Origin of the sequence: Chryseobacterium sp. Marseille-Q3244 (assembly GCF_940807095.1) — a bacterium.
Classification (GTDB): domain Bacteria; phylum Bacteroidota; class Bacteroidia; order Flavobacteriales; family Weeksellaceae; genus Chryseobacterium.
Genome location: NZ_CALNWX010000001.1, coordinates 76,257 through 94,591 on the forward strand (window position 1 = coordinate 76,257; position 18,335 = coordinate 94,591).

The following is an 18,335-nucleotide window of genomic DNA, read 5'->3' on the forward strand; positions in this document are numbered from 1 at the left end:
CTGCCTGCTTTACAGTCTCTTTTATTTTCCAGATAAAATCTTCATCAACTGATTTTTATTTTACGATGATTTTACCTGATGATACCACTTTATTTTTTGAGGATGTAATCTTGTAAATATAAGTACCACTGGTTAAATCCTGTGTATTCACTGTGTTATTATTTTGATTAATTTCCTGCTTTTTCAATAATTTCCCTGAAATATCATAGAATGAAACTTCGCCGGAGTTATCGATACCTGTAAAATGAATATCACTTCCTCTTTTAACGGGGTTCGGATAAACGGTATTGTTTTCTTTTACAGATTCAAGATCTCGTACAGACAATGAAGCGTTGCAGGGAACCTCTGTTTTCCAATTGGTATCACTCATATTCACCAATGTGGCAAAGTGAGTATTTGCAGTAGCATCCAAAGCTCCTGCTCCACTTCCTTCATCCATTTTCCAGTTGGCCTCCAGGCCTTGTGAGTACGCTGCCACGTTACAACTGTTATTCATAATTTCCTGGGCTGTTAATGCTCTCTTCCACACTCTGAATTCATCCAAAGCACCATTAAGCGCACGGGAATTATCATAATTTCTTGCTAAATAAAGAATACCATTGGCGGTAAAGTTACCTGTAACAGGTGTAGTTGCATCAAGATTACCGTTCACATACAATTTCATCGCTGTTCCATCATACGTTGCCGCCACATGATACCATGTATTGGTATTAAATGCTGTATTGGTATTGATTTTCGTCTGTGAGGAACCAAAGCTCAATATAAACTGAAGTTTATTATTCGCCAGGTTGCCGTCTCCAAATCTAAGCATTGCAGAATTATTATCTCCCACTTCAATGCCAAGCACTGATGAAATATTAGGGAAAGCTGTTTTAAAAGCATTTACTTTTACCCATCCTTCAATCGTTACTGCATTTCCACTTAAATTAAATTGTCCGGCATTCAGGTAATTTGTGCTTCCGTTAAAGGAAAGTGATCTTGGACCAGGACTTACCACAGGTGCAAAGCCACTATTGAAAGATCCTTCTCCTGAATAAGTACTTGTTGTTCCTCCGTTACATGCTGCCTGTACTTTCCATACATAAGTTGTATTAGGAGTAAGATTTTGCAGTAAATAAGTATTGGTTGATATATTCTGAACTTCAGACCATGACGTGGCTGCTGTTGTTTTGTACTGTAATGTATAAGAAGATGCAGTTCCGGCATCCCATGACAATTGAGCAGAATTTCCAAGATAGCTTCCTGATACTAGTCCCGAAGGTGTTGCACATCCGTTTCCGGAATTGAATCTTGGAGCAAAAAGGTAGGTACTGGTTAAAGTTGGGGAGCAATTTGATTGTATTCTCCAATCATAATCCGTGTTCATAGTCAGATTATTGATGACTACATTACCTCCTGAATAATTGCTTGCTACATTGATCCAGGTTGTTGAATTGGCGGGTTTATAATCAATATTATAAGTTTGAGAAGCATTAGAAGTCCAGTTTAATTTAGCTGAAGTTCCTGTTACATTACTTACATCCAACCCTAATGGCGGATCACAGGTTTGGCCCTGGCTCCATGAATACAATTGTCCGCTTAATTGAGTATCTTCATTATAAAGAATATTGGAACCGGTACTTAGATAATTTGCCATATTGGTTCCTCCTAAATCGTACCACATAAATACACCATATCCGTCATTTTTAGTACTGGTAGCTAAAGATGCCAGTGTAGACGCTGAAGTAGACTGTGGATTTGAATTTTGTATCCAAATTGCCGCAGGAGAGAGTTTTGATTTATCAAGAGGAGGAACATTTGGAGCAACATAAGTTCCATACATAGCGTTCCAGCTATAGTTGATATAATTTCCTGCTAAATCCCCATTATAAGTTTGTCTTGAAGTTGCAGGTCCATAATAATAGAATGTAATCAGCTTATCAGGCATTGCAGCTTTAAGCTCCTGCAGCAACATTACAAAAGAACTGTTATTAGGCTGTCCTGTCCCATTATTTCCATATCCTGCGTATTCATCATCCAGATCCACTCCATCTAAACCATAAGTATATACTGTATGAGCTACCTGTAAAGCAAAGTCTTTGGCGGCTTCACGATTAGGAAAATTGGAGATCCCAGCTCCCTGATGATTTCCTAAAAGGTCCAGCAATACCTTAATTCCTTTTTGTTGTAAAGGTTTTACATAGGTATTTACATCATTTAATACTTTGGTAACGTTATTATTATTTGAGATATACGCTCTGCTTTTAGAAACATCATAGTTGATATTGGCAGCGAAGATAATAGCAACATCAAAAAGCTGCCTGTTGGTGGTTTGTAGAGTATAAGAACCTGCATTCAGCATGTTATTGTTATTTACCTCCACATAACATACTCCCAAGGGATTGAGCTGTTGGGCTTTGAGTTGAGACCCGGCTTGAAGCATCAGGGCCATCAGGGGAATAAGAAAGGATTTTTTTTTCATAGTCTATTAATTTTATTAAAATGAGAAAAAGCCATTGGGCCTGAGACCCAATGACTGATTTATTATTTTACTATTAATTTTTCGGTCTGCTTTTTACCTCCATTCTGGGATTCAAACTGAAGGATATAATTTCCTGTTGAAAGCCCTGAGGATTCATAATGATTATCTCCGGTGTTCAATGATTTTGTGTCTATCATTCTTCCGTTAAAATCATAGATTGTCAATTTTCCTTTGTTGTATTCATCAGGAACTGAAACCGTAAATGAAGAAGCTTTGCTTACAGGATTCGGATACAATTTTATCTGATTACTACTTTTGATTTCTCCGGAACTGATTCCTCTTTGAACTATTGTATTACTTGATAATTTTGAAGTCCCTGTCGCACATGGAAGATCAGTTACCCAGTTGGAAGCATCTACCCCTGTCAAACTTAGAGTCACACCATTCCCTGAACTATCCTGAACGGTAGAACCGTTCCCCTCGTTAAACTTCCAGTAAGCTGCCAGGGAAGAGGCAGGAACAGATACATTACACATATTCTGACTGATTTCCGTCTGGCTCAATGCACGTTTCCAAACTCTTACCTCATCTATTTTACCATTGAAGTTTCTGGAAGTGTTATATAAATATCCTACATTGAAAGCTCCGTTGGAACTTATATTTCCGGTTTGTGCTTTACTTGCATCCAAAGCACCATTGATATAAAGTTTCATCGTACTTCCATCATAGGTTGCTGCCACATGGTACCATGTATTGGCATTTAAAGCAGTAGCAGAAGCTAGTTTTTGCTGTACATTATTGACACTTATTACAAACTGAAGCTTATTATTGGCAAGGCTGGCATCTCCTAATCGCAAGAACGCTGAATTGCTATCACTTACTTCCGTTCCCATAATTGATGAGATGTATGGGGATGCTGATTTAAAAGATGAAGGTTTGATCCAGCCTTCGAAAGATAATGTGGAACCATTTAAGTTCATATTTCCGGCTGCTCCGGATTCAGTGCTTCCATCCAAAGACAGAGCATAAGAACCCGTAGGTGTCGTTGTTCCAGATCCGCTATTGAATCTTGGAGCAAACATATATGTACTTTTTACGCTACAGTTTGTTCTGACTCTCCAATCGTATTCGGTATTAGCGGCTAGTCCTGAAACTGTGATTGAACTAGAGTTAACCGCTGTAGCTGCACTCGTCCATGTTGTTGACGAGGCTGGTTTATAGTCAATATCATAAGTATTGGTTCCTACCGTAGACCAGTTTAATTTCGCACTTGTTCCGGTAAGATTGCTGGTGTATAATCCGATAGGAGCATCACAATTGGTTCCTTGGGTCCATGATTGTAAAGTACCGCTTAAAACCGTTGGTTCACCATATAATGTCTGGGTACCTGCTGAAAGTTGTGACGTTTGATTGGTTCCTTTAAGATCATACCAAAGATATAATCCATACCCCCCGTTTTTTGTTTGGGTAGCCAGACTGGTGGTAGTAGAATTGGAAGTATTCCCAAGCCATACTGCTGCCGGAGAAATCTGTGCTTTGGTAAGAGGCGGAACATTAGGTGCGGAGAATGTTCCGTACATCGCATTCCAGCTGTAATTGATATTATCTCCTACTCGGGCTCCGTTCCAGGAAAGTCTTGAAGCAGCATCTCCATAATAATAGAATGAAATGATTTTATCCGGAAGTAATGCTCTTAGTTCCTGAACAAGCATTACGAAGGAACTGTCATTAGGCTGCCCGGTCCCATTATTTCCATAGTCTGAATATTCATCATCAAAATCAATCCCATCCAGACCATAAGTATTTACTGTATTGGCTAATTGTAATGCAAAGTCTTTTGCTGCCTCACGGGTAGGAAAATTACATATTCCTGCTCCCTGGTGATTTCCCAGAATGGTAAGGACCACTTTCATTCCTTTCTGCTGCAATGGCTTTATGTAGGTATCTGCATTGGTAAGAACCTTCGTCACATTATTATTAGAGTACAGATAGGCTCTTCCACGGCTGGTATCATAATTAATATTGGCCGCAAAAATATTGACCACATTGAACAGGTAACTATTCGATGTTTGCAGTTTATATGCTCCTGCATTCAGGAGGTTATTGTTGTTCACTTCCACATAGCATATTCCTTTAGGATTAAGCTGTTGTGCATTAAGAAAAGCACCAGACTGAAGCGCCATGGCCATCAGTGCGGTAAGGATGGATTTTTTTTTCATTGTATAATTTTTTTAAGGTGTTTTGGTGTCTGAATTTTATATAGCATTCTCCTGATCCTTTCTTTTTGAGGAAAGCATCTTAAGTAAATAAGCCGTATAAAATATGGGGCTATGTCAGTAGCTCAGGGTTTTCGTTAAAGGTTTTCCATAGCAATTCTCCAAATAAGGTATTGGCCCATGCAAACCATTCTCTGGTGAATTTTTTGTCATTGTCTTTATGGAAGGATTCATGCATAAAGCCTGTCCCTCCGTGCGTTTTCTGTAAGGTATTGATGCACCATCTGATCTCACTTGTATCTTTTGTAGTGAGCGCTTTCATAATGATACTCATTGGCCAGATCATGTCAAGTCCGATATGTGGACCTCCTATCCCTTCTGCCAGCTTTCCTTTGAAGAAGAATGGGTTATTTTCCGACCACACGAATTTTCTCGTGTTCTGATAAACAGCGTCGTCAGCTTTCACCGCATCCAGATAAGGTAATCCTAACAGGCTTGGACAATTGGCATCATCCATCAGGTTATAACTTCCAAAGCCATTCACCTCAAAAGCATATATTTTTCCAAATTCAGGATGATTGTAAATTCCGTATTTTTTGATGGCTGCATCTACCTCATCAGCCAGGCTGTTCAGTTGTTGAGCCAACGTTTTTTCATTTTTAATCTGAGACACCATTTCTGCGGCCTGGCGTAAACTTACTACTGCAAATAAGTTAGAAGGAATCAGGAAGCCATAGATCGTAGCATCATCACTTGGACGGAACATAGAACTGATAAGCCCGACAGGTTTTGTTGGATAACCATATCCGCCCATAGGAACTCCGTCAGTAGCCCAGGATGTTGTACGCTCAAATTTATAAGGTCCTAAATCTTTTTTCCTCTGCTGTTCTATAAAGGTCTGCAAAGTAAGTTTAATTCCCTGTAGCCAGTTAGCATCAAAAGGTTTTGTATCTCCTGTTGTTTTCCAGAAATGATATGCCAAACGAATAGGATAACACAATGAATCGATCTCCCATTTTCTTTCATGAGTTCCCGGCTTCATATCGGTGTGGTCATACTCTTTCCATTTGCTTATCTTCTTGTCATCATTATAAAATGCGTTGGCATAAGGATCTTTCAGGATGAAAGTTGTTTGCTTATGGATTACTCCTGAAATCAACTTGTGAAGTTTTTCATCTTTCTTTGAGAACTGCAGATAAGGAAAAACCTGTGCAGAACTATCGCGAAGCCACATCGCATCAATATCTCCCGTAATCACATAAGTATCCGGTGTACCGTTGCTTTCACTATAAAAAACAGTAGTATCTAATGTATTTGGAAAACAGTTTTCAAAAAGCCAGCTTAGCTCTTTATTGTTTACTTTCTTTTTAAAAGCTGCAATAGCACTTTCTACGGATTCACTGGTAAAATGTCTTTTATCTTTAGGAACACGGACAACAGGAAAACCTTCCGTAGCCAGGGTTTTTGCAAAAACATTTTGAGTAAACAGCAATCCGGCTCCTGCCAGTGCACTTGTTTTAATAAAATTTCTCCTTTCCATTGATACTTTTGTTTCGTTTATTTTTATTAGTCTTATTTTACAGGCTTACTTCCCATGACAAATCTCAGCTCTCCACCGTTCATGATGTCACTATGGTTCAGTTCCCAGCTTTTGTACTCTTTTCCGTTCAGGAACATTTTCTGTACATAGATATTTTTATCTGATATTTTATCAGCAATCACTGTGAATGTTTTTCCGTTTTCCAATTGTAATGAAGCTTTCGGGAACTGAGGGGCTCCAATCGAATAAACAGGCTTTCCAGGTGTAACAGGATAAAATCCTAATGAAGAGAAAATATACCATGCTGACATTTGTCCACAGTCTTCATTATTCACAATTCCATCAGGTTTGGCAGCATACATATTATCACGGATGTATTTTACCATCTTTTGTGTCTTATAAGGACTTCCAGCATAGTTGTACAGGTATGGAACATGATGCCCCGGCTCATCTCCAAATCCTAAAGACCCGATGAATCCGGAAATATCAACATGCTGCTCTCCTTCCATTTTAAGGTTTTCAGTAAATGTTTTATCCAGTTTTTCTTCAAATCCTTTCTTTCCGCCATACAGATTCATCATTTCATCGATTTGATGTGGAACAAAGAAATCATAAGCCCAGATATTTCCGGAAACCCAATGTGGCTGAAGCTTTTTCCAGTCATTAAGAGGAAAATCTGCCAGAAATTTTCCATTTTTTTGTCTCGGCCAGAAATGGTTATTTTCTTTATTGAAAGTATTCAGGAAGTTCATGGAGCGTTTTCTGTATACTTCAGCTTCCTCTTTTTTTCCTAATTTTTCTGCCAACTGCTGAATACACCAGTCATCATAGGAATATTCTAATGTTGCAGAGACAGAAGCCCCATTTTCTGAAGGAGTATATCCTAGCTTAATATAATCATTAAGCCCTCCGCCTCCATCACTGCTGCTCATTTTATCCGTCAGAGAAGCATCTTTCATGGCTGCAAAAGCTTTTTCACCATCAATACCAGGTACTCCTTTGGAAATAGCATCCCAGATTACCGATGCGCTGTGATAACCCAGCATACAGAAATTATCATATCCGCATAGTTCCCAGATCGGCATATGATCTTTACGATCAGTATATCTGCTGATGAGAGAGTTAGCAAATTCCTTGGTATGTTTTTGATCCATAATAGTCAATAATGGATGAGTAGCTCTGAAACCATCCCAATATGAATAGGTACTGTAATTCGTAAACCATTTCGTATTCATATTTTCCTCGGCTGCTACATAATCTCCGTTAACATCCATATATAGATTCGGAGCAATAAATGTATGATAAACTCCTGTATAGAAGATTTTTCTCTGACTATCTGTTCCCCCGGTTACCTGGAATCTTCCGATAAGATCCCGCCATGTTTTTTGTGCAGTTTCTTTAGCTTTTGCAAAATCCACATTATTCGCTTCTGTATCAAAGTTTTCCTGTGCATTTTCTGTGCTTACCGGAGATAAAGAAACTTTTACTTCAATACTTTCCTGATCTTCTGTAGCAAACCTTACAAAGGCTTTGGCATCTTTTGCCAGCGCAATTTTTTCATTGTTCTTTATTTTCCCTTCAGCATATACTCCATAAGATTTAAACGGTTTGGAAAATTCCATCACGAAATAGGCAAATCTTTTTCCACCCCAGCCATTACTGTAGCAATATCCTTTTATTTTGTTATTACCTTCTACGCTTACCAATGTATGGTAAATATTTCCGAAGATCTTATTTGTAGGATCAATAATAATATTGGCTTCATCAGTCTTCGGAAAGGTATATTTATGAAAACCGACTCTTGGAGAGGCCGTCAATTCAGCCTTAACTCCATAGCTATCCAGCATTACGGAATAATATCCCGGAGCTGCGGTTTCTTTATCATGAGTGAATGTTGAACGATATCCGGTTTCAGGTTTATCTTCTGATCCGGGAACCATTTTTACCTGTCCCACAGTTGGCATTACCAGAATATCCCCAAGATCTGCCCACCCTGTTCCGCTCAGATGGTTATGGCTGAATCCCATGATCGTCTTACTGCTGTAGTGGTATCCGGAACACCAGTCCCAATCTCCACTTTTGGTATTTTGATCCGGACTCAGCTGAATCATTCCGAATGGTGTAGTGGCCCCCGGAAAGGTATGTCCATGTCCTCCTGTCCCTATAAACGGATCTACCCAGGATAAAATGTCATTCTTATTTTGTTGGGCATTCGCTATGGAAATCAGGGATGTAAAAAAACAGATCAGCAATTCTTTTTTCATGATAAGAGAGTATCAGAGGTTTTTTAATTTAAAAGTTTGTTTAAAAATATGAAAACCATTACAAAGATCCCAAAAAGCAGAGAAATTAAGCTGGTTAACATATTTTTTTCATCTTACAATGATTAGATTGAATTCTTTTTCATAAAATCAATAATTTCTGAGATATACCCAAAGGCAATTGCCACTACAGTATCGGCTGCCCCATAATATACTGTTACTTTGTCTCCTTCCGTTAAAGCTGCACAAGGAAAAACCACATTCGGTACATCTCCTGTTAATTCGTACACCTCTGCCGGAGCCAATAAATAAGGTTTTGTCCTATACAATACTTTTGTAGGATCTTCAAGATCAAGCAAAGCAGCTCCCATTGAATATCTGAATCCTCTACAAGTGTTGATTACTCCATGATAAAACAATAACCATCCTTCTTCTGTCTTGATAGGAACCGGTCCACCACCAATCTTAGTACACTGCCACGCACTGTCTTCGAAAGGAGTAACTTTCATCACACAACGGTGCTCACCCCAATATTTCATATCAGGACTGTAGCTGATATAAATATCTCCAAAAGGAGTATGTCCGTTGTCACTTGGGCGGCTCAACATCGCATATTTACCATTGATTTTTTCCGGGAAAAGGACTCCGTTTCTGTTGAAGGGAAGGAATGCATTTTCACACTGGAAAAATTCTTTAAAATCGAAAGTATATCCAATTCCAATAGTAGGTCCATTGTATCCGTTACACCATGTGATCCAGTATCGGTCTTCTATAAAGGTAACACGCGGATCATATTTGTAGTCGGATTCAATCATATCGGTATTTCCTGCCTGCATTTCAATAGGATCATGATTGATCTCCCAATTGATTCCATCTTTACTGAACCCTGCAAAGATATTCATCTGTACGGCTTTATTATCGCAACGGAATACCCCTGCAAATCCATCTTCAAAAGGAATTACTGCACTATTGAATATACTATTGGATGTTGGTATTGCATATCTGTTAATGATCGGGTTTTCGGAAAACCTCCACATAATATCATTACAACCTTCCGGGCGATCCTGCCAAGGGATCATTACTGATTGAGCTGTCATAAAGTATTTTTACTTTTTTATTTAAAATTTGTTTATTAATTGATTATTTCTTCTTTCTGATTTTCTGAATAAGGGAAAGGAACAAACAGGGTGACAAGGAATGCAGGAATGGTAGCGATCAGCACCCAGATAAAGAATATTTTATATCCTACCCAGTCACTAATCATCCCACTGAACATTCCCGGTATCATTACTCCAAGGTTCATAATTCCTGTGGCAAAGGCATAATGGGCTGTTTTATGTTTTCCGGGAGCAATCTGCTGCATCATATAGAGCATCAATCCCACAAAACCAAATCCATATCCAAAATATTCTACCACTACAGCCATTCCTACAGGTAAAAGATCAACCGGCTGATAATAAGCCAGTAATGCATATACCACAAACGGAATATTAAATGCACAGCACAGCCATATCAATGATTTTTTCAATCCGCGGGCTGAAATAAAATATCCAGCCAAAACAGATCCCAGAATGAATGCCGCAGAACCATAAGTTCCATAAATAAGCCCGATATTTGAAGTTGACAACCCTAATCCACCTGAAGTTCTTGGAGCTTTAAAAAATAAAGGAGCAATCTTTATTGCAAAACCTTCTGCAAAACGATACAAGATAATGAACAAAATACACCACAGGATTTTCTTCTTGGTAAAGAAGGAAGTAATGACTTCCAATAATTCTTTACGGACATTACCTGCCGTTTTTTCTTCTTTATTTTCTTCTTTATTTTCTTTTGGCAGAATGAAATAGTGATATATCGCTAATGCAAAAAATAATAATGCATAGATCACCATAATAATCATCCAGGCATGGGTAACTCCTTTTGTTTTTTCCAACACTCCGGCAGCATACACCAAAGCTCCACTACTGATAATTTTGGCCAGGTTGTAAAATGCGCCCTGCCAACCAATGTACTTAGCCTGTTCCTTATTACTCAGAAAACCAATATACGTTCCGTCTGCTACTACATCATGGGTTGCTCCACAAAATGCAACTACTGCAAAAAGAGCAATGCTGTATTTGAAAAAGTCATGCAAAGGCAGACTTAAGGCAACCAAAGCAAATAGAATTCCTATGGCAAACTGGGTAGAAACAACAAAGAATTTTTTAGTTTTATAGATCTCCAGAAAAGGGCTCCAAAGTGGCTTTAATGTCCATGAAAACATAATCAAAGCCGTCCAGAATGTGATCTGTGAATCCGAAACACCCATATCCTTATACATGATCCCCGACACCGCATTAATGGTTACAAAGGGTACTCCCATTGCAAAATATAATGTGGATATCCAGAGAATTGGCTGAATCCGACGGGTTCCGGAGTTGTTTTTTCCCATATTTAAAAATAAGATTCTAAAGAAAAAGAGAACATCTCAAGGTTCATTCCGGCTAAAAAACGAAACTATAATTTTTTTGGAGATCCTACGTACCTCTCCTGCCTGAATGAATCAGATAAATCTGACCTGAGATGTCTCTGTATTATTGAAGTGATTTGATTATTTTTTATCCCACCATAGCTTGGTTCCTCCGGTATCCGGCCCATTAAGCATTTGTGCGGCTTGCTGATAATTATACAATGATGTTTTAGTACTGATTGTATAAGGAATTCTTCTGATCATTTCTTCTGTACTTATGGTTCCACCACTATTATTTTCTCTTACTTTGAAAAGGATTGGATATCCTGTTCTTCTCTGTTCAGCCCAAGCTTCAGGGCCGTTTGGATAAAGAGAAAGCCATTTTTGGGTAATAATTCTTTCCAGCTTTCTTTCATTAGAATCGCTATTATTCCACGCAATAGTAATCGTACTTAGTTGAGAATCTCCTGCATTTACGTTATTGGAAGCATTTTTAGGATCTACATAAGGCATTTCTGTATCTGTAGAGTTAGCAAGGTAAGTACTTACATCTGCCGCCTTTCCCCATTCTCCGAAAGACTGCTGTACCCCGGTTTGATAATTGGTCTGTATATCTCCTGCTCCAGCATATCCTCTCAATGCTGCTTCAGCTTTTAGAAACCAGGTTTCTGCAGCTGTAAATATCTTAAGCTTACCATCGGTTGCAGAAAAATAATCTGCTGATGCCGCTTTTGCCTGAGGTTTAGAGAAGTCTCCATAGGTCGACTTACCATTTAATAAATTAATTCCCTGACGTATTCCTAAATACTTATATTGGGAAATATCCTTAATCTGAGGATCCGTTGTTGGAAGAGCATAAGCTGGAAGCCTTGGATCTTTATACCCGTTCATATAAGCCATTAGAGGAGCACCTATCATACAATCTCCCCAAGAGTAGATAATAAAACTTAATTCAGACTGTCCCACACTTATTAAAGCATTATCTGTATTTTCCATAATAAGCCCTGCGGATGAAGCTAAGGCTTCCTCAGCATATTGCCTTGATTTTACAGGATCTGCATAACTCATTCTCATCGCCAACCTCAGCTTAAGAGAATTAGCAAGTTTTGCCCACTGAACCATACTTCCTCCATACACTAGATCGGCTTTCTTCAGAGCAGATTTATCTTCTATTCTTTCCGTAGCAGAAGTTGCAATTACTTTTTGCAAGTCGTTGATAGCAGAGGTTAGATCTGCAATAAAATAATTATAAGCAGCTTCCTGAGAGTCGAAATCGGTTACTCCATTAGGATTAGGAGTTGAATATTTACTGTATACAACCGGACCATGATTATCGGATACTCTTGCTGCAGTAATCACTTTCAGTATGTTTTTTACAGCAAAGAAACCAGTAAAATCTCTTCCTGCATATATTTTATTAGCAGCATCATCAATAATCAGAGACAAATTGAAAATATCCTTTTGCTTATTGATAATTTTATTATTCCAATCCTCCACCATGGAGTAAGTAAGGTTATTTACTCCACCATTAAATGGGGTTGCTGTACTGAACATTCCGCTGTACATATCCGCACTAAGGTTAGGATACCTCTGATAATCTGCCTGCAACTCTCTTTGCATGGATTTCATAGGGTCTACAATTGCCTTAAAGTCTGCATAAAAATTTTCCGGGCCACCTAATTTTTCTTGATTATATTGTTCAAAATCATTGGTACATCCTGTAGCAGAAAGCAACATTACAGTTCCAAATGCTAGTATTTTAATATGATTGAATTTCATTTTTGTAATTGTAAAAGTTAGAAGTTAGCTTTTAATGATAATCCGATAGATCGGGTAACCGGCAACCCAAATGAGTCTACTCCTACCCCTCCTGGTGTATTTCCAGATACTTGCTCAGGATCAAACGGTGCTTTTTTATAGAAGAAAAAGAGATTAGATCCCACTAAGCTTACTGTGGCATTTCTCATATATTTTGAGTTGACATCGAATGTATATGAAATAGAAGCCTGGCGTAAACGTATTGTTGTAGCACTGTATATATAAGCTTCATCAATTCCTTTTGCATACCCTTCTGTTGTTCCTACAGCTTTATAATATTCTCTTGGGTCTGTCAAACCTGTATAGGCTTGCCCTGTGTTAGCTGTTCCTGGTGCATATACTGCATTAGGAATAGAGACTCCTCCGGCATTTCTTACATCAGCAGAAGCCTGACTTACCCCATAGAAATCATTTGCTTTTTCAGTAAGAGAAAGAACCTGACCTCCAAATTTACCATCGATAAGGAAAGAAATTCCAAGTTTACCAATATTAAATGTATTACTGAATCCCATAATAAATTTAGGGTTTGGATTTCCTAAATAAGAAGGATTACTTTCTGCCATAGGAACTCCTTTGTCATTTACCAGAATACGTCCCTGCTCATCTCTTTTGAATTTTATTCCATAAAGATCACCAAAAGATCCGCCCAATTTAAGTTGCGTATACTGTCCGCCACCGGTAAGTGTAAAAAGCTGATCTTGCGGAATGCTTAAACTAGATGGAAATAACTCAACAATTGTATTTTTATTAGCTGAACCATTAACCATAGTTGTCCAACCGAATTTTTCTGAACTCAATACCTTATAAGATAATGAAGCTTCAAAACCGGTATTTTTAATTTTACCTGCATTGATGTAGTATGAACCTGTAGGAATTCCTCCTAAGTTGGAAGAGATGGTTGTTTCTAGCAACTGATTGGTTGCATTTGAATTATAATAGGTAATATCAAAACTTAATCTATTATTCAATAATCTGAATTCCGTTCCTGCTTCAAAAGTCTTGTTTAATTCCGGTCTAGGGAAAAGGTCTTTGTATCTAGGATCTGTAACAAATGAGCTCTTAGGGTATACAATATTTCCAGCATCTACTCCATAAGAATATCCCTTACTATATTCAACCATTGCATTGGAAATATTAGCTGGTAAACCTAAACCTACAGTCGCATAGGATCCTCTGATTTTCCAAAAATTAATAACTTCCGGAAGCTTAAAAATAGAAGATAAGATCGCATTTGCTCCTACAGATTCGTAATCAAATCCGGTTCTTCCAGTGAGAGATAATGTAGAGTCCCAGTCATTTCTAAAGGTCATATCTACATAAAACATATTTTTGTATCCTAATGAAGCACTTGCAAATACTGATTGTACCTGCTTTTTCATATTTGTATAAATATTGTGATATCCGTCTCCAGGTTTCCTATCTACATTCCATTGTAAATTATTTAATGTAAACAGGTTGGGAGCCGCAAGATAAGCGTTATCTATTTCTGTTATTTTATTTCTTGTCGTATTGATACTTCCTCCTACTGTAAAGTCTAATGAAATAGACTCACTTATTTTTGGGCTACCAACCAATAAGATCTCCATAAGTAGAGGAATTTTCATAGACATTTTTTAAAATTCTTCCATTTTCACCCCCTGCTACAAGACTAGGTGCAGAATATGCGGCAATATCACGCTGGCTATCGGAAGTATTCCAGCTGTAGTTTCCTCTTGCCCTTGCTGATAACCATGGATTAATCTGATAAGACAATGAAACAGCCCCATAAGCATTTTTGTTGCTTACGGTAACCGCATTTCTATTTAAAATCCAATATGGGTTTTGTGTTTCCGGGTTTCTTTTAAAACTTCCATCCGGCTTTATCTCCCACCAATTTTGTGCAGGCAGTAATCTTTCTTTATTGAGATAGGAATAATTATTCGGGCCATATTGATCAAAATCTATTCCTCTTGGTAACCAGTATAAAGAAGTCAAAGGTGAGAAAGAAGCTCCTGGCGTTTGTCTGTTTTTACTTTCCTGAATGGAACCTATAAAATTGGCATCCAATGTAAGTTTATCATCCAAGAACTTACTGGAGTTTCTGAATGAAACATTATACTGATCAAAATAGGACATTGGAACGATCCCTTTATTCGTTGTATTTCCTATAGAAAAATAGTTTGTTGATTTCTCATTTCCAGACTGGAAAGAAAGACTGTTCACCCAAGTCGTACCTGTTTTCAGAAAATCTTTAAGATAATTTTTAGATGCTCCTCTAGCTCCCCAGCTAAATTCATTATCTCCCGCAGCCTGACCCGGCACTGCTGGATCATAAGATAAATAGCTATTTTGCAGTTTTGGAAGACTGTATGCATTTTCCACAGTAAGACTGCTGCTATAAGAAATTGAACTTTTACCTATACGTCCTTTTTTTGTGGTAATCAAAATAGCTCCGTTTCCTCCGGCAGAACCATATAATGCAGAAGCAGAAGCTCCCTTCAGGAAGTTCATACTTTCAATATCATCAGGGTTTATTGAACTCAATACATCTCCGGGATCCGGCATATTGGAATACTGTCCTATTTCTGCTGATTTTCCGGTTCCGTTAATAATAGGAATCCCATCAATTACATATAAAGGCTGGCTATTCGATACCGATTTATTACCTCTCATAATTACCCTTACCGAGCTTCCTACACCATTGGTTCTGTTGATTTGTACATTGGAAACTTTTCCATTAACGGCGTTTAAAAGGTTGGGCGTTTTCACTTCTGTCAGCTCATCCCCGCCAATTTGCTGACTGGAGTAAGTAAGAGAGCGAGCCTGCCTTTTGACCCCCAAAGAGGTGACTACGACCTCCTGAATATCGGTTGCCTTTGTAGTGTCGGCCGCTTTTTTTTCCTGTGCAACTGCTGAAAGGGAAAAAACAAATAGAACCGGTATAACTGCTTTTCTCATAAGGTTTAGATTAGTTAGATTTAATTGAGAATCAATAACATTGCTTTGTTTTTTATTACCAAAAAGTTTATTGTTTTTTTAGCAATATTTTGGTGTTTATGGATTAAATTATTTAAAGTTTTGTTAAGATTTAATTCACATTAACAAATCTAAATTTTGTAACCAGTCCGATATAATACTATTTTATCATAAAACGATATTATTTTTTCAGTCCATTCATTTAAAAACATATAACAATTTAATTATCAGAAAATTAAATCCAAATTGAAACAATCAAAAAAGAGGAATTATTTCTTATTTTTTTTCACCATTAAATATGAAAGTATATTGAGAAATGTAGAAAACTCAAAGAGTGTAGAACAAAAATAGAAGGAGAACGTTATTCAATTTTTTTAACTCCTTTAAACTGTTCTCTGAATTCAGTAGGAGTCGTCTTTTTAATTGATTTAAAGACTTTATTAAAGTTCGCGATATTATTGAACCCAGCTTCGAAAGCAATTTCAAACACAGTAAGATTTTTTTCCATCAGCCAGCGGGCAGCATAGCTTATTCTGATTTCATTAAGATAATTGATAAACGTTTTACCCGTTCTTTTTTTAATGAATCTGTTGAATGTTACGTTACTCATATTAACCAATGAAGCTACCGTGTCCAATGTTATTTTATTCTCAAAATTCTTATGAACAAAATCGTGGATAACTTTCATTTTATCATTATCATCAAAAGTCTCAAGCTCAATACTGTAAGAAGACAAAAGCGTTTTATCTTCTGCAATGGCTAACTCGTTGAGAATTTTCATAATTTCTATGAAAGATTCAAAACTGTTCATCTTGGATAGATTGAGAAACGAATCTTTTAGTTTTTCAGCAGTTTCCGTAGAAAATAAAATTCCCCGGATCGAATCCTTAATCAGATGATTAATTGGTTTCAGAATGTTTTTTTGCATCAATGCCTGATTAAAAAAATCCTGATTAAACTGTATGGTTATTTCGTGGGTCTTCCTGTTTTTACATTTATAATTGGCCCAACAATGTGGTAAATTCGGACCAACTAAAACCAATTCAATATCTCCGATCTCCCCTGTATGATCTCCAATCATTCTGCGATATCCTTTTCCTTTGTACACAAAATTAATTTCAATCTCCGGATGATAATGATAGGGAAAATCAAATGAAGCCTTGATCCTGTCAAACACCAGAAAACTGTCTTCAGGAGATAGTGGAGTTATTTCTCTAAGAATATTTTCTAGTCCATTCATGCAGCCAATTTTGAAAAAAGGTTAAAATATCGTTCACAGTACAAATCTTTGTAAAAATGATAAAATAATATCAATGTAAAAACATATTGACCGTTTTTTTTATCTCATTTTGGGATGCATATCAGAATAAAATCAGGCTCCTGTAATTTAATCTCCTTCAAGCATTGCTTTTTTGTATCTTTATACGGAACAATTTTCATCAGGAAAATAAATTTTCACATCAATATCAATTAATATTAATCAAAACCAACAGTATGAGACGTAACGCAACAGCCGTTTGGAACGGTACCATTAAAGAAGGAAAAGGACACATTACTACCCAAAGTACCACTTTAAACCAGACTCAATATTCTTTTAACAGCCGTTTTGCAGATGGTGTAGGAACCAATCCTGAAGAACTACTGGCGGCTGCCCATGCCGGATGTTTTACGATGAAATTAAGTGCAGAACTTTCTCAAGCGGGTTATACTCCTGAAGAATTAACCACCACGTCGGTAATCACCCTTGATCCAAATATCGGAAAGATTACAAAATCTGAACTAACCCTTACTGCAAAGGTACCTGGGATTTCAGAAGAAGAATTTCAAAAATATGCTAAAATAGCAGAAGAAGGATGCCCGGTTAGCGCAGCGTTTAACTTTGAAATTACCCTGAATGCCACGTTAGCTTAAAAAGCTCCTCTATTAATACAATAAGTCTGAGTTCTGATACGTTCTCAGACTTCATTTTAAAATAAAATATACCATTTGGTATATTTTTGTATATTTGCATCATAATTAAGTGTTTAAAATGTCAAAAGCGGAAAAGACAAAACAATTTATCATTGAGAAAACGGCTACTTTGTTTAATACCAAAGGCTATAGCGCTACATCCTTATCAGACATCACCCAGGCAACCGGACTAACCAAAGGGAGCATTTATGGAAACTTTGAAAATAAGGATCAGGTAGCTATTGAAGTGTATAAATATAATGCAGGACTGCTGAGTAAGGTAATGAACCATTCACTTGGAGATCAATACTCAACCTCAACTGATAAACTTCATGCTTTTGTATCTTTCTACAGGAAAAACTGGCGTTCTGTATTTTCAAACGGAGGTTGTCCTCTAATGAATGCCGCAACGGAAGCTGATGATTCCTTTCCTGCACTTAAAGAATATGTTCAGAAATCATTTATCCTATGGACGGAGAAAATATCTGCAGTGATCACTCAGGGACAAAAAAGCAGTGAATTGAAAGCTTCAATAAATGCTGATAAATACGCGTCTTTGTTTATCATGCTTATTGAAGGGGGAATCTTACTTTCAAAAACCATGGATGATGAACGATTCCTGAACCAGGCTCTGGATAAGGTAAAAGATATGATCGATCATGAACTCACAATTATTCCATCATAA

General features: G+C 37.4%; 12 protein-coding genes. 2 read left to right on the forward strand and 10 right to left on the reverse strand.

Annotated elements, in window-relative coordinates; all coding sequences use genetic code 11:
* Positions 1 to 55 precede the first annotated feature (55 nt).
* The 10 genes from NBX25_RS00340 to NBX25_RS00385 all read right to left on the reverse strand — a co-directional run bounded on the left by NBX25_RS00340 (position 56) and on the right by NBX25_RS00385 (position 16,940).
* Positions 56 to 2,461 carry an endo-beta-N-acetylglucosaminidase H gene (locus tag NBX25_RS00340; protein ID WP_250252239.1) on the reverse strand — a complete coding sequence of 802 codons (2,406 nt, stop codon included), beginning with the start codon at positions 2,459 to 2,461 and terminating at the stop codon, positions 56 to 58.
* 62 nt (positions 2,462 to 2,523) lie between these two features.
* Positions 2,524 to 4,680 (reverse strand): endo-beta-N-acetylglucosaminidase H, encoded by a 2,157-nt coding sequence (locus NBX25_RS00345; protein ID WP_250252241.1) that lies wholly within the window; start codon positions 4,678 to 4,680, stop codon positions 2,524 to 2,526.
* A 109-nt stretch (positions 4,681 to 4,789) separates the two neighbouring features.
* Positions 4,790 to 6,217 (reverse strand): glycoside hydrolase family 125 protein, encoded by a 1,428-nt coding sequence (locus tag NBX25_RS00350; RefSeq protein WP_250252243.1) that lies wholly within the window; start codon positions 6,215 to 6,217, stop codon positions 4,790 to 4,792.
* 32 nt (positions 6,218 to 6,249) lie between these two features.
* Positions 6,250 to 8,481: a GH92 family glycosyl hydrolase gene (locus NBX25_RS00355; protein WP_123858633.1), complete on the reverse strand. Its 2,232-nt coding sequence runs from the start codon at positions 8,479 to 8,481 to the stop codon at positions 6,250 to 6,252.
* A gap of 122 nt (positions 8,482 to 8,603) precedes the next feature.
* The gene (locus tag NBX25_RS00360; protein WP_123909336.1) at positions 8,604 to 9,575 is read right to left on the reverse strand and encodes a glycoside hydrolase family 130 protein; all 972 of its coding nucleotides are present in this window, start codon (positions 9,573 to 9,575) and stop codon (positions 8,604 to 8,606) included.
* 35 nt (positions 9,576 to 9,610) lie between these two features.
* A complete protein-coding gene (locus tag NBX25_RS00365; RefSeq protein WP_250252244.1) occupies positions 9,611 to 10,909 on the reverse strand; it encodes an MFS transporter in 1,299 nt (432 codons plus the stop codon).
* A gap of 159 nt (positions 10,910 to 11,068) precedes the next feature.
* Positions 11,069 to 12,706: a SusD/RagB family nutrient-binding outer membrane lipoprotein gene (locus NBX25_RS00370; RefSeq protein ID WP_250252246.1), complete on the reverse strand. Its 1,638-nt coding sequence runs from the start codon at positions 12,704 to 12,706 to the stop codon at positions 11,069 to 11,071.
* Between the two features lie 17 nt (positions 12,707 to 12,723).
* Positions 12,724 to 14,349, reverse strand: a complete 1,626-nt coding sequence (locus NBX25_RS00375; RefSeq protein ID WP_250252248.1) for a SusC/RagA family TonB-linked outer membrane protein — start codon at positions 14,347 to 14,349, stop codon at positions 12,724 to 12,726.
* Entirely contained in the window at positions 14,309 to 15,682 is a 1,374-nt protein-coding gene (locus NBX25_RS00380) for a TonB-dependent receptor plug domain-containing protein (RefSeq protein ID WP_250252250.1), read from the reverse strand. The genes NBX25_RS00375 and NBX25_RS00380 overlap by 41 nt, the downstream gene beginning before the upstream one ends.
* A 379-nt stretch (positions 15,683 to 16,061) precedes the next feature.
* Entirely contained in the window at positions 16,062 to 16,940 is an 879-nt protein-coding gene (locus NBX25_RS00385; protein ID WP_250252252.1) for an AraC family transcriptional regulator, read from the reverse strand.
* 254 nt (positions 16,941 to 17,194) lie between these two features.
* Here NBX25_RS00385 and NBX25_RS00390 point away from each other — a divergent pair, with 254 nt between their 5' ends.
* Both NBX25_RS00390 and NBX25_RS00395 read left to right on the forward strand, forming a co-directional pair.
* Positions 17,195 to 17,611: an OsmC family protein gene (locus tag NBX25_RS00390; RefSeq protein WP_123909341.1), complete on the forward strand. Its 417-nt coding sequence runs from the start codon at positions 17,195 to 17,197 to the stop codon at positions 17,609 to 17,611.
* Between the two features lie 118 nt (positions 17,612 to 17,729).
* Complete coding sequence (locus NBX25_RS00395; protein WP_250252253.1) at positions 17,730 to 18,335, forward strand: TetR/AcrR family transcriptional regulator; 606 nt, start codon at positions 17,730 to 17,732, stop codon at positions 18,333 to 18,335.